This is a genomic window from Clostridioides sp. ES-S-0006-03 (genome assembly GCF_020662275.1).
Lineage (GTDB): Bacteria > Bacillota > Clostridia > Peptostreptococcales > Peptostreptococcaceae > Clostridioides.
This window is the reverse complement of record NZ_JADGMM010000006.1, coordinates 128,654-154,175: the sequence shown is the minus strand read 5'-3', so window position 1 is coordinate 154,175 and position 25,522 is coordinate 128,654. Positions and strand designations below refer to the sequence as shown.

11 protein-coding genes and 1 riboswitch are annotated in these 25,522 nt (G+C 29.8%); of the genes, 1 reads left to right on the top strand and 10 read right to left on the bottom strand.

The features are described 5' to 3' along the window. Positions 1 to 23: 23 nt before the first annotated feature. Entirely contained in the window at positions 24 to 2,435 is a 2,412-nt protein-coding gene (locus IR151_RS10340; RefSeq protein ID WP_227434446.1) for a cell wall-binding cysteine protease Cwp84, read from the bottom strand. A gap of 231 nt (positions 2,436 to 2,666) precedes the next feature. Here IR151_RS10340 and IR151_RS10335 point away from each other — a divergent pair, with 231 nt between their 5' ends. Beyond that, positions 2,667 to 3,065 (top strand): GtrA family protein, encoded by a 399-nt coding sequence (locus tag IR151_RS10335; protein ID WP_227434445.1) that lies wholly within the window; start codon positions 2,667 to 2,669, stop codon positions 3,063 to 3,065. A gap of 35 nt (positions 3,066 to 3,100) precedes the next feature. Here IR151_RS10335 and IR151_RS10330 read toward each other — a convergent pair whose 3' ends face one another. From IR151_RS10330 to IR151_RS10290, 9 genes are all read right to left on the bottom strand, one after another. Further along, on the bottom strand, positions 3,101 to 5,245 hold the full coding sequence (locus IR151_RS10330) for a cell wall-binding repeat-containing protein (protein ID WP_285894942.1): 2,145 nt from the start codon (positions 5,243 to 5,245) through the stop codon (positions 3,101 to 3,103). Between the two features lie 32 nt (positions 5,246 to 5,277). After that, complete coding sequence (locus IR151_RS10325) at positions 5,278 to 5,985, bottom strand: PIG-L family deacetylase (protein ID WP_227434444.1); 708 nt, start codon at positions 5,983 to 5,985, stop codon at positions 5,278 to 5,280. Between the two features lie 106 nt (positions 5,986 to 6,091). Then, entirely contained in the window at positions 6,092 to 7,963 is a 1,872-nt protein-coding gene (locus IR151_RS10320) for a cell wall-binding repeat-containing protein (protein ID WP_227434443.1), read from the bottom strand. A gap of 393 nt (positions 7,964 to 8,356) precedes the next feature. Next, positions 8,357 to 10,702, bottom strand: coding sequence for a preprotein translocase subunit SecA (gene secA, locus IR151_RS10315; RefSeq protein WP_227434442.1), 2,346 nt, complete (start codon positions 10,700 to 10,702; stop codon positions 8,357 to 8,359). A gap of 264 nt (positions 10,703 to 10,966) precedes the next feature. Beyond that, on the bottom strand, positions 10,967 to 13,105 hold the full coding sequence (gene slpA / locus IR151_RS10310; protein ID WP_227434441.1) for an S-layer protein SlpA: 2,139 nt from the start codon (positions 13,103 to 13,105) through the stop codon (positions 10,967 to 10,969). 212 nt (positions 13,106 to 13,317) lie between these two features. Continuing rightward, a complete protein-coding gene (locus IR151_RS10305) occupies positions 13,318 to 14,907 on the bottom strand; it encodes a cell wall-binding repeat-containing protein (protein ID WP_227434440.1) in 1,590 nt (529 codons plus the stop codon). Between the two features lie 216 nt (positions 14,908 to 15,123). Continuing rightward, a complete protein-coding gene (locus IR151_RS10300) occupies positions 15,124 to 16,725 on the bottom strand; it encodes a cell wall-binding repeat-containing protein (protein ID WP_227434439.1) in 1,602 nt (533 codons plus the stop codon). Positions 16,726 to 17,093: 368 nt separating this feature from the next. Then, positions 17,094 to 18,980, bottom strand: coding sequence for a cell wall-binding repeat-containing protein (locus IR151_RS10295; RefSeq protein WP_227434438.1), 1,887 nt, complete (start codon positions 18,978 to 18,980; stop codon positions 17,094 to 17,096). Between the two features lie 212 nt (positions 18,981 to 19,192). Beyond that, positions 19,193 to 25,123, bottom strand: a complete 5,931-nt coding sequence (locus IR151_RS10290; protein WP_227434437.1) for a M60 family metallopeptidase — start codon at positions 25,121 to 25,123, stop codon at positions 19,193 to 19,195. A 122-nt stretch (positions 25,124 to 25,245) separates the two neighbouring features. Continuing rightward, positions 25,246 to 25,331, bottom strand: a riboswitch (cyclic di-GMP riboswitch). Positions 25,332 to 25,522: the final 191 nt, after the last annotated feature.

Here is a 25,522-nt window from a genome sequence, read left to right as displayed (position 1 = left end):
AAACTATAAAACATTTAACATTATTATTTTCCTAAAAGATTATTTAATTCATTAAAAGCACTTTCATTTCCATTTCCACCAACTCTAATTGGAGTTTCTATTTTCTTAGATTTAAGTACAGTTTTTTGACTTTCATCTAATTTATTTCCAACTAGAACTACTGGTGAATCAGTTTTAGCACCTAATGCTCCTACTGCTAGTCCATCTATTAAGTCACCTTGACTCTTTGAACCATCTTTAACAACAAAAGCATATTTTAAATCTGAATTAGTATAGAACTTATCTATTATCTTAGCATTAGTTTCATTTCTATTATTTCCTGCAAGTCTTGTTGGATTTGAAAGCTTACTTTCTAAGCTTGATGATAAAGTAGCTGTACCACCAATTATATAAGACTTAGTTATTTTTGATGAATTTAAAAACTCATCAGCCCCTTGTAACTCACTCTTTTCATTAGTAAGTATTATTGGCATATTGTTGTCAGCAGCTGCTGCACCAACACTTATTGCATCTGCAAGTCCATTGACACCATTTGCCACTGCAACTTGTGAAACAGATTTTATACTATTTAGCTTTTGAGCTAATGATATACTAGTCTTGTATCTATCACTACCACTAATTCTCTCTATTGATATGCCCATATTGCTAAGTTTAGTTTGTATATTCTTACTTAGAGAATTTTCTCCACCTATTAGATAAACTTTTTTAGTTCCTAATCTTTGTAACTCTGCCTTAGTTTTTGAATCTAAGTTATCTTTTCCTGTTAAAAGAATTGGAGAATCAATTGCTGCTGTAAATGGTGTAGCTGTTAAAGCATCCACTATTGCATTTCCATTTACTAGTACTGCATTTTGTGAAGAAGTCCATCCTTTTTGACTAACTTTAACTGCTGTTTCATATCTGTCAGCTCCAGTTAAAGATTCTCCTGAAGTAGCCTGTCCAGAAGATGTTTTTGTTATAGCTTTTATAACAAAGTTACAAGGAGAGAACTCGCTATATGTATTTATATCCTCAAATTTATTATTTTGAAGTATGTAACTTTCACCTAAGTTTGCTTTAGCTTCATACAAATAATATGCATCTATATCAGTTTCATATGCTAAAGTAGATTTTTCTCTATTAGGATTTGCTGTGTTGTCTATAACTACTACTATTGCTCCTTTTCCTTTTGGTAGGTTATAAGAGTTAGTAGGTACATTTATGTATCCAGAATATGATACTGTTCCATTTGCAAGTTTTGTCATTGAGTTGTTTTGAGGAACTCCATTTACTACTGGTGCATAATATACTTCATATTTTGCTCCTACAGAGTCTGTTTCAAACATAACTGAGTCAAGTTTTTCAGAGTCTCTACTAAAATCAAATACATTTGCTGCTGTTATTTTATTTGACATTATCTTGCTAAGACCAGCATATTCAAGTTGATACATTTTTTTGTCACTGTCTGGTTTTGATACTGATTTCATTGCATAGTTATCTGTGTCTGTAAGTAGAGTTTTATCTTCATAAGAAATCCAGAAGAACCCTTTCATAGAATTGAACTCTCCCCAGCTACTTTTTACTAGCCATGCTCCATTTGATTCTGGCTTAACGTCTGAAGCAAAGTTATCTTTTGAATAATTATCATCCCATCCTACAATTGCCACAGAGTGATTTAAAGTTGCTCGTTTATTTGTACAGTTATATGCTGTTTCATCTTTATTAAAATATGTTGAATAATGAGCATACCCTGATGTCACTGAGCCATATTGCATTATAGCATTTTTTACAGTTTCTTTGTCTTTATTAAGACGTACAACATCTGTCACATTAAATTGTGTAGGTGCAGTATCCATATTTGAAGGTCTAGTTGCTCCTTGCTCTTCAGATTTAAGATTATATGGTATATCTTTTTCTAATTTAGGCCCTGCCCATGCTGTCAAATATCCTATAGCTGTTACATTTGAACTACCTGTCATATCTGTTAAGTTCCATCCATGTGTTCCACCAGTTGACCACCATCTAAAGTGTTCTTCTGAAAGGTCATAAGTTCCATATCCTTTTAACTTTAAATATGATTCTAAAGTTGACATACCAGAAAATGCCCAGCATGTATTAAGGTCTCCCTGATTTTTTGCTGGTGTAGTCAATCCTAAGTTCATTGGATTGTATGCTGCACTTGCTTTGTATGATGATGGAAGACTGCTTCTTCCCTTATTTTGAAGTGTTGTACCTTCCATTTCATGTGGAACTGGTATTACTCCATTATATTTTGCTGTGTCTCCATTTTTGACATCTTCTAGATATTGAAGATAGCTTTCAGAATACTCTGCAGTTTCTACTCCATCTAGAGTTTTATTGTTTTCTGCTGAGACAGGTATTGTTGACACTATTAAAAAGCAAACTGTCAACAATGCCAGTAGGTTTGACAATTTTTTTGATTTGTACTTTCTCATATTTACCCCCTTGTATGTATTTAATTTTTATTATATCAGATTTCTAAATCGAGGTCATATTTTATTTTGATAAAATATGGATTGTAGGTGTATATTAATTGTATAATGTTATAATTTTATTTTTTATGATATTTTATAATGTGTTGATTTATTAATTAATGGATATGTTATACTAAAATATGTTAGAATCTTCAAGAATAGTTATATCTGATTAGTTTGGGAGGGTTATATTTGATTTTTAAAAAGCATAAGGAGACAATATTATATTTATTTTTTGGAGCATTTACTACCCTTGTAAATATAGTTTCTTATTTATTTTTTACTAGAGTTATTTCATTTAATTTTATGGTTGCAAATGCTTTGGCATGGATACTTGCTGTTTTATTTGCTTATGTTACTAATAAGTTTTTTGTGTTTGAAAGTAGAAGAGTTGAGTTAAAGTTCTTATTTAAGGAATTTTTGTCTTTTGTTAGTTTTAGGTTGATTTCTGGTATTATAGAAATGGTTATTATGTATTTAATGATTGATTTGCTATTTGTAAATGATATTATAGTGAAAGTCTTTACTAATGTAGTTGTTATAGTTTTGAATTATTTATTTAGTAAGATGATAATTTTTAGAAAAAAATAAAGTAGTCTACACATATGTCAGACTACTTTATCTCTTTATATATTAGAACTTGGTGTAACTATTTTTTCAGTTGTACCCCATCTTGTTACTAAATCAGTAGAATTTTCTAACTCTACTAATTCAACATATTTTCCATTTACTTCTGAAGATTCTAATTCTAAACTAATGGAACTAATTTTTTCCCAACTAGATAAAGTAATACTACTTCCAACATTCATTGCTGTTGGTTTACTAGATGTAATTCTATAGTAAATTTCACATCCAGAATTTGCTCTTGTTGTTGTTAGTTCAACCTTATCACCATCTATAAATACATTTGCACTCAAACCTTTTGCCACTTCTGTTGATTTAAAACCATCATCTGTTGAATCTGACCTACCCCATTTAGAAATTTTATTTGTTGAAGTATTTATCTCAACAGCTTCTATATAAAACCCATTTCTTGCTTCAACTTCAAATGATGTACCTGAATAAGGTGCATCATCCCACTCACTTACTTTTATTTTATCTCCAACATATTTAGATGTGGGTTTTTTAGAAACTACTTTATAGTAGATTTTATAATTTGAATTTTTAGGCTCAGTAACTATTTTAACTTTTACATAATCTCTTTTAGGTATAGAGCAAGGCTCAACTTTAACATTTATACCACTAGCTTTTTCATCATCTTTATCTGTATCGTCAACTTTCGGCTTTGACCCACTTATTGCTATCTCTTTACTTCCACTTAAAGTATCAATATTTCCTGAATTTTTTATTGTTACACTAGAACAACTATTAGATATTTTACTTATATCTCCATCATTTTCTATATGTACATCTTTAGATTCATTAGATATAGTTACTAACCATATATCTCCATCTCTTTCATTTTCAACTCTGCATCCATTATTATCATAAATATCAAGATAATTTATTTCTCCCTTATTAACCAACGTACTAGACTTAATATCCATTATTTTTATGGTACCATCTACATCTCCAATATTAGTTATGCTACCATTTGGCATATTTATACTTATTGTTTGAGTATATTTACCTTCCAACTCTATGCTTATAGATTTATCTGTTTCTATTTTAAAAGATTCAGTGATATTTTTTTCTTTTTCAGGCTTAAACTTTATAGTATCATTAGCATCTGATTTCTTGATGGCAACATTTAATTCATCAGTATTTTTAACTGTATATGTGGTTTCTTCTTGTGAATCAATTATACTTTCCACAGCATTTTCATTCCCCAGTCCGCCAACTTGAACAATATTTTTAATAATCTTAGTATTTAGTACATTAGTTTGAGTAAAATCAAGTTTATTTCCTACTAAAACAACTGGTGAGCTATTCTTAGCTGCCAAAACCCCTACTGCTAAAGAATCTATTAAGTCACTTTGCTTTTTCATACCATCTTTAGTTATATATACATTTTTTAAATCTGTATTTTTATAAAACTCTTCTATAACTTTTGCATTTGTTTCATTTCTATTATTCCCAGCTATTCTTTTAGAATTAGGTAGACTTCGTTCTACAGAATCAGAAACAGAATATATACCTCCTACGATATATGATTTTTTTATATTTTTTTCTTTTATAAATTTTTCTGCATCTTTTATCCCAGTTGTTGTATCAGAAAGTATAATTGGCATATTTTCTTGAGCTGCTGCAGAACCTACACTAACTGCATCTGCTAAACCTTTCTCTCCATTAACCACAACTATATTAGAAATTTCCTCTTCTTTGCTTAATTTCTCAGCTAACTTTAGAGAAGTTTCATATCGATTATTTCCTGATACTCTATCAAAACTTATCTTTTCTGCTTTCAGCTGTTTTTCTACATTAACATCTAATGTATTTGTTCCTCCTATTAAATATACATTTTTTACCCCTAACCTTTTTAGTTCTATTTTCGTTCTATCATCCAATTTATTACTTTGAGTTAATAATATAGGTGCATCTTTTGCCTTTGCAAATGGAGTAGCTGATAAAGCATCTGCTATTGAATTATCATTTACCAATACTACATTATCAGATTTTGTCCATCCAGATTGACTTATTTTTATTGCAGTTTCCCATCTACCAGAGCCTGTTAGTGTATCTTTTGTAGACGCATTAGATGTATTTCCACACAATGTAATAGATAAAAATGTTATAGTTAATAATGACACTATCTTTTTTGATATTTTCATTAATTCTTGCCTCCTAATTCTTTAATAATATTTTATGGAGCATGTACATACTGTATTTTACTTGTAGCTAATTCATCAAAGTGAGATTTTACTGAATGGTATCCTATAGCATAATGTCCACTTTCTGGATTCCATTTCTTATATGAATTCATTGCACTTAATAACTTCTCTTCTTGGCTAGGTAATACCTCCCATACTTCTACATTTGGATTAACTTTTTTAAAATCGTTGTAGTCATATGGTTCTACATAAAATCTTAAGTCTTTTATTTTACCTTCTTTATATAACTCTAATGCAGCTTCTCCTAATGCTCTATGGTCTTCATGTATTCCACTAGCCTTAAACGGAGTAACAGTCTTTACTTTTGCATCTGGATATTTTTTTAAGTACTTAAGAATTATTTCCCTTGCTTTTTCTTTATTTAGCTCACCATCATGAGCTCTATTATCTTCTATATGTATATTACTTTCTTTTACACCCATTGCTTCACAACTATCCTTAAATTCTTCATCTCTATCTTTTGAAAATTCACTTTCTGATAGAGAATACTTATGTACATCTTTAATATGATAAGAACAAGACCCTCCATCATCTAATACTTTTCTTATTATTGATTTGCTACCATCTGTACATAATATAACATGTGTATCACTTTTTTCAACATGTTCAATTATGGCACTACCCATACTTAAGGTTTCATCATCTTGATGTGGTGTAAAAAATAAAGTTGCATCTACCACTACTATATCCTCCTATTTCATAAAATGTTATAATTTACAATAAACAGCATAACTATAGAAAAAGATTCCTCTGTTTATTAAGGAATCTTTTCCACAGTATAAGTTATTACCAACCTAGTATCTTAGATATCTTTTGTATTACTGTCAATTCAACTCCATTACCTATTTGAGTTACTTCTGCACCAAGATTTAATTTTTTATCAAGAGCATTTTTTTGTGAGTCTGTTATATCAGTTTTAGCTAGAAGTATTGGACCTTTACCTGCTGCTAGAGGTCCTGCTGCCAATGCATCTACTAGCATACCATTATTTCCATATCCATCTTTTGCTATATATAATTTATCTAATTTATCATAGTATGTCTCTATAACCTTAGCATTAGTATCATGTCTTGTTTCTCCTTCAACTCTTTGCACTTTTCTATCTTTATCAATATCAACAAGTTGATTTTCAATTTGGCTAGATATATTATTAGAACCACCAACTATGCCAATCTCTTTTCCATCCATCAACTTGATAGCTTCTGCTGAGAGATCATTCCAACCATTTACTATTATAGGAGCCTTAAGTTCAGCAGCTTTTGCAGCTATACTCATAGCATCAGCTTCCCCTTTTGCACCTACTACAAATGCATCTTTAAAAGAGCCCATAGCTTTTGCTACTGCTACAGAAGTTGTATGTCTATCATCTCCAGCTAATCTTTCAACATTCTTAGATATTGATTCTAATTGCTTTTTAGCTGTATTTGATACTGCTGACTCTCCACCTACTATATATATTTTAGCAGATGGGCTTTTCTTAATTATATCTTTTATATAATCTAAAGTTACTTTTGGTATTTCACTATCAGATGCTAATAATATAGGAGCTTTTTTAGATTGAGCTAGTGGTGTAGCTGCTAACCCATCAACTAATTTATTTGAATTAACTATAACTACATTATCAGTGTATTTTGTTTGTTTTGCTATAGCTACTGCAGTTGCATATCTATCGTCTCCAGCTATTAATTTAACTTTTGAATTTCCTTCTAATGCTGATTTAGCATCTTTTAACTCTTTTTCATTAGTGCTTTCTACAGTAAGTTCTATCGCTTTTCCAGATGCATCAGTATACTTAACAGTAAATTTATATTTTCCTGTTTCTGAATCTTTTTCTGAAATATCACTAATTGATTTTGATGTACCATTTACTACCATATTCCCTTGAACAGTTAATCTATATCCATCATATAAATCTTGTGGTGAAACTGTATTTAGGTCACTATTTTTTATAGTTATTTCAGCTAATTTAGCATCAGCAATGTCTTTAGTTCCTGCTAGACCTAACTTATTTATTTTATTTACTTTAAATCCTTCTACAGATGGGTCTAGGTTTGTTCCAGTTGAATCAACTGGATTTGCTACTAAATCAATTTTTTCATCACCAATACTTACCTCTATAGTTTTAGAAGTTATTGTTTCTTTTTTATCCCTTAAAGTTATAACTAGTTTGTCTTTAGCACTGTCATATGAAGCTTTTACATCTGCAACTCCATAAATTCCATTAGTTTCAGTTTTAGCTTTTTCTGTTATAGAATTAGCTTCAGCTGAAAGGTCTGCTGAGTTTTCATATTTTTCAATTGCTTCAGCAACTACTTCATTTGCACTATTTGTTATATGCCCTTTATCTGTTATAGTTACAAGAAGTTCTTTATTTTCTCCCAAAGCATTTACTAATTTTTCTAACTCATCTATATTAGTTATTATTTTTAATTGTGATGAAGTTTCACCAACTTTTATTTCATATATTAGTTGTCCAACTTGAGAACCTCCAGTATATTTTTGAGACATTAGGTCTCTAACTTTTGAAACTAATTCTGTAGCTTCTTTTTTAGTTATTGTTTGTTTTTTTACCTGTGTAGTTTCCGCAGCAAAAACTGGAGCTACTGATGTAATTATCATTGCAGCTGCCATAACTACTGAAAGATTTTTTCTATTCATGGTATTTTCCCCCTAAAAAATTCAGTTTTTTATCAATTTTTCCTTATTTACCAATTATAATATATATCTGACATTATTTCAATAAATAGGATGTATTGTAATAATTAACCATTCACTATAAAATTCCTTTTAGTGCTTTATTTTATAAATATTTGTGTATACAAAAAAGTAACAAAATTGTAATTTTTTTTTTTAATCCAGTTTATAACTAATAGACTTTTCATCTTCTTTATAGTATAATATTAAATGGAAGAAAGAAATTTCAAGCATCTCTTTTTTCCGTATTTCTCACACAGAAAAAGAAGCTGATTTTCAGCTTCTTTTTCATTTGTATATATTTAATTATTCAATTGTAATTAGAATATAAAAAGTCAAATACTTTATTAATGTTTTTTAGTTAAATTTATATAAGTATTGTACTGTTGCTTCCCTTATATTTTTATTCAAAGCTTCAAACATATCATATCCTTCTAAAGCATATTCTTTAAATGGATCTTTTTGTGCATAAGATTTAAGACCTATATATTGTCTTAACTGTTCCATAGCATCTATATGGTCTATCCAGTATTGGTCAACCACTTTTAAAAGAACTGTCTTTTCCAACTCTGCAACCTTATCAATACCAATCATCATCTTCTTCAAGTCATATACTCTTTTTGAAATTTCATAAGTAGTATCAACTATATCTTGAACACTTTTTTTATCTATACCAGGTATTAGTAATGTATCTGCGGGCATAAATGTACTATATAAATGTTTAAAATATCCATAATAATCTCTTTTTCTTCCAACTAAATAAGTTTCTCCTGCTTCTTGTATAATGTCCTTAACCATTTTTTGAATATCTTCTTGGATATCCTCATCATTTAATACTTTATTTCTTTCATTATATATAACTTTTCTTTGCTCATTAATAGTATCATCATATTTAAGCACATTTTTTCTTATTTCAAAGTTTTTACCTTCTACACCTTTTTGTGCTCTTTCTATAGCTCTTGTAAGTGCTTTACTTTCAATAGCTATATTTTCCTTTGAGCTCGTTCTATTCATAAGTTTCTCTATAGTTTTTCCACCATAAAGTTTTATTACATCATCTTCAAGACTTACAAAAAATCTTGATGTACCTGGGTCTCCTTGACGACCAGAACGTCCTCTAAGCTGATTATCAATTCTTCTTGATTCATGTCTTTCTGTCCCTATAACATAAAGACCACCTAAATCTTTAACTTTTTGTTCCTCTTCTTTATCTCCTGCACCTAAAGAAATATCAGTTCCTCTACCTGCCATATTTGTAGCAATCGTTATAGCATTTAATTTACCAGCTTTAGATATTATTTCTGCTTCTTTATCATGTTGTTTTGCATTTAATACTTGATGCTTGATACCTTGTTTTTTAAGCATTTTAGATATCTTCTCTGACTTTTCAACAGAAACTGTTCCTACAAGGATTGGCTGTCTAGTCTTATGTATTCTTATTATTTCTTCTATAACAGCATTATATTTTTCTTCTTCTGTTTTAAATACTTTATCATGTAAATCAGCCCTAATAACTGGTTTATTAGTTGGTATTTGAACAACATTTAGTTTATAAATTGACTCAAATTCCCCTTCTTCTGTTTTTGCAGTGCCAGTCATCCCAGAAAGTTTTTCATATAGCCTAAAGAAATTTTGGTAAGTTACAGTAGCCATAGTCTTAGACTCATTTTTTATCTCAACACCTTCTTTAGCTTCTATAGCTTGATGAAGCCCATCTGTATATCTTCTTCCATCCATTACTCTTCCTGTAAATTCATCAACTATCATCACTTCGCCATTTGATATAACATAATCAACATCTTTTTCCATAAGCTTATGACCTCTTAATGCTTGGTTTATATGATGATATAATTCTATGTTCTTTATATCAGTAAGATTTATTATACCAAAAAATGACTCAGCTTTGCTTATACCAATTTCTGTTAATGCTATCGTTTTATCTTTTCTATCTATCTCAAAGTCTTCTTGTTTAACAGTTTTTATAAAGCTATTTGCTAACTCATAAAGTTTTAAATCTTCGTCTCCATCACCTGCAATAATAAGTGGGGTTCTAGCTTCATCTATTAATATTGAGTCAACCTCATCCACTATAGCAAAATTTAATTCCCTTTGTACTTTATGAAACAAATCTGGTACCATGTTATCTCTTAAATAGTCAAATCCAAATTCACTATTTGTCCCATAAGTTATATCACATTTATATTGTTCTTTTCTTGTATTTGGTTCTTGATTAGCTATAATTACTCCCACTGTCATCCCAAGAGATTCATAAACAGGTCGCATAAGTTCTTTATCACGTTCTGCTAAGTAATCATTTACTGTTATTACATGTACACCGCTACCTGTAAGAGCATTTAAATATACTGGTGCTACTTCAACCAAAGTTTTACCTTCCCCAGTTTTCATTTCTGCTATCTTTCCTTGATGTATTACTATACCACCAATTAATTGAACTCTATATTGACGCATTCCTAATTTTCTTTTTGATACCTCTCTCACCACAGCAAATGCTTCTGGAAGTATATCATCCAAACTTTCTCCCTTTTTTAGCCTATTTTTGAATATTGTTGTTTTATTTTTTAATTCTTCATCTGATAAGTTTTCCATACTATCTTCTAGTGCATCTATTTTATCTACTATAACATTTAATTTCTTTATTTCTTGTTCATCTGCTTTGTCAAGTATCGCATCTATAACTGACATATAAGTACCTCCTTTTCTATTGTCCAATTACTATTATACATTAAAAAGTCATAATAGTAGACAATTATTTTAAATTATAGTATAATGATTTTACTTAAATAATCAAACATCTTTTTATTTAAGTATTTCTCACATATTAATTGCTACAAATAAAAAACTCTTAACAATTATTAAAACAGTTGTTAAGAGTTTTTTATTTGATAAATATTACAACAATAAAAAAGACTCTTCATTGAAGAGTCTTTTTGTTATATAAAATTTTAATTACATATTTAATAAATCTTTAAGTTTAGTTACAACTGAAGTTGCTATACCTTTACCAACTTGAACTAAATTTTCACCATCATTATCACCAATTGCCTTACTTATTGCTACACTTTGGTCAGAAGATAATGAATCTGTAGCTAATACTATTGGAGCTGAGCTAAGTTTACTTGCATCTGTACTTCCAGTAGCACTAAACTTACTTCCAAAGTTTCCTGCTACTGCTGCTGCTGATAGGGCATCAACTAATTGATCTTCTTTAGTAGAACCATCTTTAGCTAAGAAGAAATTCTTAACTGTACCTTTTCTATAATAATCAGTGTTCTTGATAACTTCAGCGTTAGTAGCTTGTCTATCATCACCACTTACTCTCTCAGGAGCTTTTCCAGTAGCGTCATCTATATCTCTTTCAATGTCTTTAGATACACTATTTTCTCCACCTATTATGTCAACTTGTGCACTTCCTAAGAAGTCAGAAGCATCAGTACTTAAAGTTTTAGCTTTTCCATCAACAACTACTATAGGAGTAGCATCATCACCATCTAATTTAGAAGCAACTGGTGCTATACTCATAGCATCTGCTAAACCTGTTCCACCAACAACAAAAGCTTTATCATTATCTAAACCTATTTCATCAGCAATTTCTAATGAAGTTGCATATCTATCATCACCAGATAATCTTGTAACTTTAAGTCCCATATCTTTTAATTCATTTTCAACATCTTTAGATATAGAGTTTTCACCACCAGCTAAATAAACTTTTTTAGTAGAATTTACACCAGTCGTATTTTTTAAATTCATAACTCTTTTTATTTCAGACTTAACATTAGTATCTAGTTTACCTTTTGATGTTAATAATAAAGGTGCTTTCTTCTCTGCTGCCAAAGGAGACGCTACAAGGCCATCAACTATAGCATTTGAACCAACTAAAACTATGTTATTCACTTCATTTTCAAATAATGCATTATCATCATCTGAATTGTAGTATTTTTCACTTAATGCTATTGCAGTTTCAATTCTATCATCTCCTGAAACATTTGTAGAATTTGAGTATCCATTATCATACATTTTTAAATCATCTATATAATCTTTTAAATCTTTTAATTTATCAGCTTTAATTATTACTTTAGCTGAAGAATCTGGATCTGCAATTGTTGCTTTTGCAGCTGATAAAGTATTTAATCTCTTCCCATCTGCAAATACTACAGCTTGATACTTACCATTAACTCTTTCTATATTTCCAGCTTCTATTTGATCATATATTCCTTGTAATCCAGCATTTTTAAATACATATTTCTTAGCTAGAGATTCAGCAGATTCATATGAACTTGCATCAAGGTCTATTGTTATTTCTTTTGCATTTACAATTCTAACTTTTTCTGAATCTGGAGTTGGAGTTGTATTAGTCATTGAAAATCCTGACACATCACCACTTGATTCAGTAAGTTCATAAGAGGCAGAAATATCTAAAGTTTTACCTTTTACTAAAGCTTCTGTGCCTTTTGCTGTTATAGCTACAGCTGTTGCATACTTACCAGAACCTATTTCCCCATATTTTACATCACTTATTGTTTTTGGAGTTATAGTAAGCTTATATCCACCATTATCTGCATCTGCTACAACTTCAGTAGTATATAAATCAGAACCTTTAATATCATTGTCTGCTGCTTCTGCTTCATCAGTAGCACCAGCTTTTTCTTTTACTGCTCCCTTATTACTTGCATTAGCCTTAGCAATTACAATTTTATTATCTAATAATTTTTTATAATTTTCTAATTCACTTTTTGAATATTCTTCTATTCCTTTATTGTAGTTTATTTCAAAATCTACAAACTTACCATCACCTAAGCTATCTAATTTTCCTTCTACTGCATTATTTAAATCGTCAGCTAGTTTTGCTCTTGCAGTTTCATCCCCTGCAACAGTCACAGTTGTAACTTTACTTCCATCAAAATAAACAACAATTGATGTTATAATATTTTTCTTTATACCATCTTGAAGTTGTTTTATTACTTTCTTATAATCTTTTTGTGATACTGTATATCCTTCTTGCCCAGTTGCTACCTCAGCAAATACAGGTGCTGCCGAAGCTAACACTGTTAATCCTGACATAGCTATTGCTATATTCTTCTTATTCATTTCTTAAATTCCTCCCAACATTATATTAAAATTACATCTCTTTATTATGTACATAGAATAATCATCCATATATTCCTAATATTTCTCACATCTCTATAATAATCCATTTTAATTCTTTTTGCAAGGCATTTTTTTGAAATTATTATTTTTCCCAAGCATATGAGTTTTTATACCCTTAAGTTTCAATATTTAATAACTTAAAAAATTTAATTTTACTTATTTAAAAATTCTTGAGTAGCATACACTTCTCCATTAGACAATATATATAATCCAAATCCAGTATATATAAAATCACTATTTAACATGTTTTCATTGTATTTATCAGACTTTTTCCAAACTGTAAATATTACATTTGCTACTTCTCTAGCATCCTTTGTTGTATAAGTACTTTTTGTAGTAAGTGGTACAAAAGCTATATTTTCTTCACTTCTTAATCCATATCCAGAGAATGCTTCAACAGAATTTTTACCATCTATTACATGTGAAAACTGGCCTTTATCTGCCATGTACTTAGACCATGAATTAGAAAGACCTTCTAAATTTTTAGATACTTGTAATGATTCTTTGCCTTTTTCTTCTCTATAAGAATTTACCAAACTATACATTTCACTAGAAACCATTCTTTTAAATTCTGTACTATTCATATCATTAGTCTTATATTCAAGTACATTTATTTCTACACTTACTGATGTAGTCTTCCCACCAATATCAGTAGCTTTTATAGTTACTTTATATTTACCAACTTTATCAGTATTAATATTTCCTATAAGCTCTGGTGTTAAATCGTTATCGTTGCTATCTTTTGCAACTATATTTAATTTACTTATATCAAACTTATCTCCTTGATATACATTTAAATTACCAACTGTTATTGTTGGTGCACTTGCATCCAATGCTGATGCACTTAAACATTGTTCTAGTGTCTTTTCATCTATTCCTCCTAGTGCTGTGATTTTATCAGCACTTCTAAGTACAGACTTATCACTACTTCCATCAACCAATACTATTGGGGCATTTTTAGCTATAGAAGATCCAGCAACTGCATCCACTAATTGGAATCCTTTAGAAAGATAGAATTCTTTTGCTGAACTATAAAAATGTTTTATAACTTTTTTATTAGTCTCAAATCTATCTTCACCAGCCAATCTAACTGCATTAGTTTTTTTAACTAAATCATTACTTATTATCTCTTCTGAACCAAGAGCATAATATCTTACACCTTCTTTTGTAACAAATGGCACATCTTTTCCATTTGTTAAGATAATAGGGACTCCATCTCTTGATGCCACAGATGATGCACTCATAGCATCTGCCTCACCTGTATAAGCATTAGTTATAAAAACCTTATCTATAGATTTCATTGAAGCTATCTCTTTTGCTATAAAATAACTAGTTTCAATTCTATCATTTCCACCTATTCTTTTTACATCTATTCCCTTTTGCTTTAACTTGTTTTCAACTGATTTTCCTATTGAGTCTTCAGTCCCTATTATATAAGCCTTCTTTACATCTTTTAACATATTTTCTGTATCTGATGGTAAGCTATTTTTTTGTGATAATAATATAGGTGCTTTAACCGCTCCTGCTAATCCACTTGCACTAAGTCCATCTGCTAAAGTATTGTCTGTATTTACTAGTACTATATTTTCATATGTTTGCTTCTGTGCAATTTTGGCAGCTGTATCATATCTATCCTTCCCTTGTATCTTTTCTATACTTGAAAGTGCATTGATATTTATTGACCCTGCCATTATTAATGATACTGTCAATCCTATTGATAATATTCTCTTATCTACCTTCATAAAACTCCTCCTACCAATTTTTTAATAATTCAACTCATTATAAATTACATCCTCAGTAGTTATTCCCTTAAAATTTATAAATGTCTAAAATAAAAAACACCTAAAATACCATAATCTATAAAGCAACAACAAAATAGATTACAAAAAGTACTTTAGATGTGATTTTTATTTCATGATATCAGTAAATTAATAAAAAGACAAGATTTTTGGAATTTTTTACAAGCTACCCTCATTACCATTTAAAAATTCTTGAGTAGCATGTACTTGACCATCAGACAATATATAAATTCCAAACCCAGTGCTATAAAACTCACCACTAAGCATATTTGCATTATACTCAGGAGACTTCTTCCACACTTCAAATATAGCCTTCGCCAAATCTTTTGCATCTTGAGTAGTTTGAACATTTTTAGAATCTATATAAATATAAGCTATATTTTCCTCACTTCTCATTCCAAATTCAGAAAATACTTGTGGAGCATTTTTACCATCTATATAGTGTGCAAAAACTTTATTGTCCATCATATACTTAGACCATGCATTTGCCATTCCTTCTAGCCTACTAGACACTACTAAAGAATCTTTCCCTTTTTCTTTTCTATAAGAATTAATTAGGTTATACATTTCAGTAGACACCATCTTTTTAAACTCTGGGCTATTGTAGTCATGAGTTTTATCGTCTAGCACTTTTATTTCTACCCTTTTTTCTGTGCTCTTCCCCCATTCATCTGTAGCCTTTAATGTTAATATATATGTACCTACTCTATTTGTATCTATAAATCCATCAATTTCTATTGGTAAAACCCTCCCAGTATTATCTTTAGCTACTATATTCAACTTAATCCTATCAAACTTTTCCCCTTTATATATCTCTGTAGCTCCTATTGTGATTGTTGGAGATTGCCCATTTGATTTTGATGCACTTATACATTCTTCTATTACCTTATTACTTAACTCTCCTATAGAAGTTATATGCTTAGCTCCTTCTAATACAAGCTTACTACTACCATCATTAACTAATACCATTGGAAAATCTTTAGTTAATGGTGCAGCTGCTATAGCATCTACTAATTGATAGCCATCTGATACATAGAACCTATCTACATTTTTATAAAAATAGTCAATTACCTTCTCATTGGTTTCAAATCGGTCAGTTCCTTCTATTCTTACTGAGTTTGTATTTTTAACTAGAGCACTACTCATTATTTCTTCTGAGCCTATACAATATGATTGTATACTTTTAACATCAAAGGGTATACTCTTCCCATCTGTAAGTATAATTGGAACACCATCTCTAGTAGCTACTGATGATACACTCATAGCATCTGCTTCTCCACTATATGCATTAGTTAATAGTACCTTATCCACTTTTTTTATAGTTGCTATTTCTTTAGCTATTAGATAACTTGTTTTTAGCCTATCTTCTCCACCAATTCTCTTTACTTCTATATGTTTAGAATCTAGTTCTTTTTCTACTGATTTACTTATAGTATCTTCTGTACCTATTATGTATGCTTTTTTGATATTTTTTAGACATCTATTTGTCTCTGTTGGTATCTTATTTTTTTGTGTAAATAATATTGGTGCTTTTGTTGCACCTGACAACCCACTTGCACTTAATCCATCTGCAAGAGATTTTTCTGTATTTACTAAAATAACTGTTTCATAAGTTTGTTTGTCAGCTATCTTTGCTGCTGTTTCATATCTATCTTTGCCATATATTTTTTCTACTACTGATGATGCATTTACACTTTTGAAGTTTACCAAGATTAATGATACTGCTAGACCTAATGATAATATTTTTTTATTCATTTTCATATCCCCCTGATGATTTTTATGTTTTATATTTATATGGTTTTTACTTTTTTTTATTATTTTGTTATTTTTTGTATATTATAAAGTATATCTTATATAAATATATTACGTCTATATATTAATATTTTATTTAATTAAAAATTCAAAAACTATCTCTAGTTATATTTTAAATATTTGTAAGATATATTTCATTATTAAAAATAATTTACATCACTTTACAAATTAAATTTAATTCTACTTAAATTTTCACATATATTCCAGCATAATATTATTAAGATAATATAAATAAAAATAAGAATGCACTTAGACATATGATTTATATCTAAATACATTCTTATTTTAAGCTTACTTACTTATATTTACTTTGATATTTATTTTGATTCAATTAAACTCTTAATCTTATCTACTACAGATGAAGCTATTCCTCCACCCACTTCAAACAACTTAGATGAATTTTTATTTTTTAATGATGATTCTTGTGATTTATCTAACGTATTTGTGGCAAGTACAACTGGTGAATTATTTTTAGCTGCCAATGGACCAACTGCCAAAGCATCTATAAGTTTATCTTGATTAGCAACTACAACCCCATCCAATTTGGAATGAGAATAGAATTTATCTATTACTTTAGCATTTGTCTCTTGTCTATTTTGACCTGCAACTCTATTTTTTGATACATCTTTATTTGTTATTTTTCCAACTTGCTCAATAGCCTTGTTAGATATTTTTTCTACTCCACCAATAAAGTATACATTTGACACTTTGTTTGATTTAATAAATTGTTCTGCTTCATTATCTACACCATCTTTTTGTGTAAGTACTATTGGAGTTTTTTCCTTTCCAGCTAATGATGCTATTGATAATGAATCTGCTTCTCCATTTCCTGCTCCTATATACAACTTGCTTACATTATTTGTCTTATCAATTTCTTTTGCTATATTAATAGAAGTTTGATATCTTGTTTCTCCACCTATTCTTTGTACTGATATCTTTGAATTTATGCCTTTAATAGCTTCAACAACTGAATTTGGCATTGAGTTATTTCCACCTACTACAATTACTTTTGATGGATTTAATCTTTTTAGCTCTTCTATAGTTTTTTGAGGAAGTTTATCATTTGAAGATAAAAGAATTGGTGAATTTTTTACACTAGCAAGTGGTGTAGCAGTAAGCCCATCCACCATACTTCTGTCTTCTCCATTTACTATCACAACTGTATCTGACTTTGTCCATCCACTTTGAGATATTTTAACAGCAGTTTCAAATCTATCTGCACCTTTTAATTTTTTTACTGTAACATTAGATGTAGAGTCGCTTGAACTTCCTCCACTAGAAGAACTACTACCTCCAGATGAACCACCTGAATTATTATTTCCACCATTATTATTGTCATCAGAATTGTCTGGTGGTAATTCATCTGGTTTAGCTAACTCATTATCAACTACATACTCTAAACTTTTTGGAAGTGTAACTTCAACATACTTACTTATTGTAGCTTTTCTTCCTTTACTTGATTTTTGTGATAATCCAAGCTTTAATATTATATTTGAACCACTTTCTTCGGTTTCTTTACTAACAACAGAATAGTTTATTCTAATATTATTTAATAAATATTCAAGTGATTCACTTTTCTCAACCTTATATTTTTCAGGATCGTTTTTACTAGTTCCAGTTCCTCCTATTGGTTTTACTTCATTCTCATTGATAAGAGTAAAGTTTAAACTTTCACTAGAATCTATACTTTCATAATCAACGGTTTTATTGTTGTAAGTTACAATTTTTAAAGCTGGTTTGGAATTTTCCCCATTACCCAATATTTTATACTTAGCACTTGAATTACTTCCAGATTTTTTTACTGATATTCTTCCTATATTTAATGTATTTCCATCTAACAAATCTTCATTTGATGTAACATATATATCTAATGTTGTTGTATTACTTGCTTTATCATATGTTGAAACACAATTGGCATTTGCATTTCCACTTTTTATCTGAGCTTCTATATTATCAGACCACTTAATCTTTTGGCCTGGCTCATTATCTAGTACTTCAACCTCACCTTGTACTTTTATACTAGCTTGAAATGAATATACTATATTTTCTACTGAATCCACAGATATATCTATAGTATTTACTTTTTCATATGTCTTTGTTCCTTGTAACACTGGAGCAGCATATGCACATGTAGCACTACCAGTTACAGCTACTGTCATAGTTGACACTGCAATAGTTCTTATAAGAAATTTTCTTTTACTCATTAACACCCGTCCTTATCTACCATCAGCCAGATAGATAAAATCCTTTATCTATCTGGCTTTTATATTTAATTTATAAATTACCCTAAACTTATAGTTACATTATATATACTTCACTTTTAACATCTTACTCTTTTAAAACTTTTCTAGTACCTAATCATACTAAATATCCACTATTTGCACTAGCATGTTTATTTTTTTTAGATTTCTATTACTTATTTATCTCTGACAATATTACCTTTTACTTTATTATTTATAGATATAACCTTCTTATTGCTAACATCAATAGTATTCTTTGTAGCTTTTCTCGCTTTACTATTACTATCAGTAAGACTTATCGTCTTTAACTCATCATAAGTTTTAGCTTCCACAGGAACATACATTGTATCACTTACAAATCTTTGACCTATTGGAGTATCTCCTTGAAGGTCATTATATCTATATAATTCTGCCTTAACTTTATCACTTAAAGAATCAAAGCTTTCTTTTGGCATATAGTAAACCCATGTACCTTTGCTTATTTCACCTAATTCACCTTTTTCTGGTACCTCTGCAAATAAAAGTGCTTCCCCAGAGATAGTTTTATTATTTTTATCTATAAGTAATGGTAAATTAAATGCTGGATTTCCACTGTATTCACCTGTAATTACTATTGAACCTGCTGGAATCTTAGCTGTTTCATCTTCACTCGTATTAGTGTCATCCTTTTGATATACATAGTCTTCTGCTAATTTTCCAATTCCATTAGTGCGAGTTTGGTCTACACTATTTACTGTTCCAATCTCTATATTGTCACCTGGAGGTCCTATTACATCAAGCTCTGCAACCTCTATATTAGACTTATTGTTTGATATTAGTTTTACATATCTAGCTTGGTATGTCCAAAGCTTACCATCTTTATTAAATGTAACTCTAGCTTCATTATCTTGGTCTTTTCCTCCACCAACTAAGTCTTGTCCGTATTCAAAAGTTCCTTGGCTAACATCTTCCCAATTCTTTTTATCATTACTTACTTGTATTTTATAATTAGTTAAAGGATTGTATGTTGTACTAGTATCCTTTCTAAGGTTGAATAATCCTTTTAATGAGAACTTTCTAGCTTCAGTTTTTGGCTTTGTATATTTTAACCCTACTATAGGTAATGTCTCTTTCATATCTACTATTATATATGGATTTTCTTCTACATTTATATCTGGGTCTTTTTGTGGGTCTTTGTTCCACTCAGCTTTACTAATTCTCTTTCCTTTATATGTAGTACTTGCATCATTATCCTTGATGTTATTAATCTCTGGATTTTGTAGTGGTCCATGTGAGTCATTTTCAGTTCTAACATCACCATCAGAAACAGTGTTTGTTATAAATGACCATGCTGACTTATTAATTTTCCCTTCATCTGATAATTTTACAGTACCAATTTCAAACTCATCTGTTGGATTTAGATGATAATCGTATGCAACTACTTTATATGTAAATGCTCTATTATTAAGAGGAGATATATTATCAGTAAATTTAGCTTGACTATTTCCTTTTGCATCTACAAACCCTACTGTTCTATATTTTACTTGAGTTCCATTTTCACCATCTAAGTAGTTTCCATCACTTCTTATTATCTCGTATCCCAATATCTTGTCTTTGTCTTTGTCAACATCTAGGTCTATAGATATTTTATTAGATTTAACTAGAGAACCACTTTGTACTCCATCAGCAAAACCAGCACTTACTTTAGTATCTTCTGCCATACTAGATATATTTTCATTTAAAATCTTTCTTCTAGCTTCATCATTTATATATTGTATCTTTCTAGACTCTTTTTCGTACTTTTTACCATCCATTATACTGTTTAACTCTGGTGTAATTTCTACTCCCCATGCTTTAAAGTAATCTCTTAAATCTTTTTCAACAACACTTGATGCCATTGCTACTAACATTTGGTCTTTTGGTAAATTATTTATTGGGTCATCACTTGAAAGTGCTCTATATTTTCTTGAAATCTTAGCATAGAATGTGTCATTGCTTAAATCAGCATCTGAGTTATTCTTTAGCATTGAACCAGTAAAATCATTATCATAAGCTAAATGTAGTTGCCACAACATTCCAAGTCTCTCAAATACATTACTTGGTATACCTACACTGTTTGAAGTTACATGTTCATATATCTTGTCCATTGTTGAACCTTCAAGTCTTGAATGTGTCTTATCATCAAATGTTTGAGCAAGTAAAGCAAGTACATTGTTACTAGTTTCGCTATATGTCATCTTCCCAATGTCTGTAACATGTCCTATCTCATGACCTATTCCCCATCCAAACAAACTTCCTCCTGTAGCTTTTCCAGTAGCATCTATTTGGAAAGGTACTCCATTCATAAGTCCTGGAACTGAACCGTATTCTACTCCTACATGTAAACCAGAAGCATACATAAATGCTCCAATAAACATTCTTTGATATTTTATATTCATACGAGATTTAGGAGCCATATCATTTTTAGTTATGTCAAATTCATTATCATCTACAGTTCCATTTCCATCTAAATCTTGTGTCTTAAATACTCCTCTTTCTGAGTATATTAAGTCCATTATTTGTTCCCATGCAAGCATACTATTGTATAATCTATCTACTTGTGTATTTAAATCAGAATTTCCACTTGATATTCCTTGGTATACAGCTGTTGCAGGAACATTTAACGTAACTTTATCACTTTCAATATCTGTAGTGTTTAATACACCCGTTGTTTCTGAATATCCATATGAATTGCCAATATTCGTTCCTGGATAATATGGCTCTCCCTTTATATCATTCTTATATTTAGCTAATTCTTCTATATAGGTTCTTATCTTTTTCTTAGATGCAGAAACTCCTTCAGGGCTCTTATCATTTATCATTCCATTTAAGTTAAGATGTGGTATCTTAGTAGCTCCTGCTACACGTACTTTTATATCTCCACCACTTGGAGCATCATAAGGGTATCTTATATACAAGCTTCCTCCACGTTCTACATCTAGACTATGAAGCTTACTTAACTGAATTACATTTTTACCAGTGTTAAGATTTATTTCTCCACTCTTATATGCACCCGACTCTCCATAGTATTGTGTATATATTAACTTAGGAGTTCTACCACTTTTACTTCCAACATATACTGTGATTTCATCTCCAGCTCTAGCAGCTACACCCAATGCTTGCCAGTCATTTCCCATACCTAGATTATTAGACTTAACAGTATAGTTTCCACTCTTATCTTTGTATTTTCCTGAAACATTTATATCTTGATTTACAGTTGTTACATCAGCAAGTATAGCTCTATCATTATATAAGTCTTGAGCTAATTTTAATTCTCTATCAATAATTGTCTTGTATGGATGATATTCCCCACTCACTTTATCAGGAGTACTAATTCTATCTTTTAATTCCGTTATTTTTTCTTGAGTTACATCTTCTTTTAATTCAACTTGTAAGTCATCTACAAATAGATTTCTTACATCTTTTTCTATACTGTCATATTCATAGAATTTAAGTTCTGATATATTAGACTTATATGAATAAGAAGAACAAACACTTACTTGTATCTTAGTAGCATTTATTGGTTCCTTTAATCTTACCATTACATATATATTATTATTTACAGGGTCTGTTTTTGTTTCAAAGGGTACATCTCCTAAATTATGTACTTGACCATTTTCATCCCAGTATTTTATTTCAAAGTCATTGATTGTCTTATCAGAAACATCAAAACGAGGGGTAGCCATAAAAGTATCCATCGTATAAGCCTTATCAAAAGTTATGATTGGACCTCTATTTGTTCCCTCAGCAGCATTATATTTTGGGAATGTCCAATGTGTTGTAAAATCTCCATCTACTATATTAAATTTATTAAATGGATTTTTGTCACTATATTCACTTTTATCATATCCAGCTGGATAAGTAACATCTACTATATGATTTGTTGGTATCCCAAAACCTGCATCTAACTTAGGAGTATTAATTAGTCTATAGTTAGGTGTTGTTGGAGCATCAACACTCTCAGTTGTTCCTATATATGTTTTAGACATTCCACTCGTACCTAAATGGTTCGTAGCTGTCATTCTAACTTCATATGTTGTATTATCCTTAAGCCCCTCTATTTTTAAACTTGTTCCACGAATAAGTTTGTCATTATATTTTATCCAAGAGCCATTAGAACTTTTTTCTCTATAATATAAATCAAAGTCTTTAGCTTGCTTATGATTTTTCCAGCTTACATCAAGAGCCTTAAATCTACCTTTGACATTTATACCTTCTGGTGGTTCTGGTTTTGTATCTGGAACAACTTGAAATTCTATTATACTGTCTGGACTAAATTGTATAGGCTTATAGTTTGAGTCTACATTTTCTGGGACTCCATCTAAGTTTTCTGCTGTTGCCTCTTTATATCCACTAGCCCAATCTCCATTTAAAGACTGTATGCTCACTCTATATAATCCATATGCTTGTATATCTCTTACATCTATAGTGTTTTTACTCGTTTGTAATTTTTTAGTCGATAGTACTTTTCCTTTACTGTCAATCGTATCTAATATAAGTTCATATGCAGATACATTTACTTCATTATTCCAATAAAAAGATACTTTTTCGTTTCCAACAGCAGTACTAGTCGATATTTTATTGATTTTAGGTATATTCATATCTGGTTTTGGTATTTCTTTATAAACATTATTTAAAAATTCAACTTTAGATATTTCTGCAAGATTTCTATCATTTGCTGTCGTAGCTGTTATTTTTATTGTTATCTTTTTTACTGCTACTTGTTTACCAAGATTTATTACTATATCACTATTTTGAACTTCTGCATATGTTTCTACTGCTGACCTACCATATGTAGATGTTGTAGAATTATCATCTTTGCTGATATTGTCTTCTTGTTTTGATGTATCTTTGTCTGAATCAGACTTATCTGTTGATGAATTTTCTTTATCGTTGTTTTCTTTATCAGTTGTATTTGAATCTTCTTTATCATTTTTTTCTTCTTGATTATTGTCTAAATTATTGTCAGACTGCTCTATATTTTCATCTTTATTATTTGTTTCTTCTTGCTCATTATTTACTTCCTCTTGCTTCTGCTCTTCTTTTAAAGTTTCTACATATTCTTTATTTTCATAAGGAATCTGTTGAACATTACCATCTTTATCTGTAACTTCAACTATTCCTTTTGCTGGAGCATTCCCTTCAGGTGCTTTTATATTTATGACTTCCATATCAAGTGCTTCTGATAAAGCTATATCCATTACTGCTGGTTTTTCTTCTGATATCTTATCATCTGCATTTGCTGGAGATATTTTAACTCCACTATTATCTCCACTGAATAAATCCTCTACAGTACCTTGAATATTTGTATCACTGTTTTTTTCTAATGTTACTTTACTTGTATCTACTATAGGATTGGTAGATACTATACTCTCTAGGCTTTTTTCATCTTCACTTTGCCCTAAATTTTTCTGAACATAGTCTAAGTCAGCAATATCTACCTTTCCATCTCTATTTAAATCATATTCACTTTTATTTGAGTTTATATTTTTCAATACATCCTCATAATCCTTCTTATCAACTTTCCCATCATTATTCACATCACCCATCAAGAATAGTTCATAGTTTAGAGGTTTATTTTTATCATCTACACTTGCTCTATTACTTAACAAAACTCTTTGTGAATAACTTGATATATCAATGTCCTTAATTTCCTTACTCTTGAATCCTCCTCCAGAGACTTCTACATTGTATTTTCCAACAGGTAAATTATTAAATACAATATTATAATATGATATATTTTCATCTTTATTTTTTATTTCACTTCTACTTGCAGATAGTTTTTTTATAGTATACTCTATGTTATCTGCCCCAATATTTAATGTTCCTGAATCTTTTTCTCCAAGCTTTATTATTCCACTGTTATTACTATCATCTTTTAATTCCAATTGTGTATTAGTTATACTTTCTGATTCATTATTTTTTATTGGAAGTGAAAAATTTAAATCTACTTCAAGATTCCCCTTTAACTTCTCTGTAACTGATTTTTCAACTGCCCTTAACTTCCCCTCTAAGATAGGTTCTGCAAAAACGTTTAGTGGTGCACTACACATTGATACTGCTAGTACACAAGATATTGCTTTTTTCATGAAACAACAATCCTCCCTCAATAAATTTCTAATTTCTCATGAATTTAAATACTATAGTTTCAGACAATAAAAAAAGACACTCAAAGAGAATCTTAATTATAAAATAAAAAGACTTTACTCTTTTTAGCAACTGGCTGATATGGCTTTAAAAGCTTTAACCCCTATAGTTTTGCGTCATTAAGTTTCCCTAATTTTGCCATTTAATTTTCACTACTTTCTTACCCATTTTATACTATATTTAAACTTTTTGATACAATTTTTTCACTAAATTTTAAAAAAAATAACATTTATATTATTGTATTAATATAAATGTTATTTTCCATTATAATTTTATTATTTATATATTATTTTCTCACAGCTATCATTTTGTGTGTAGTTACATTTTGTAAGATACCTAAA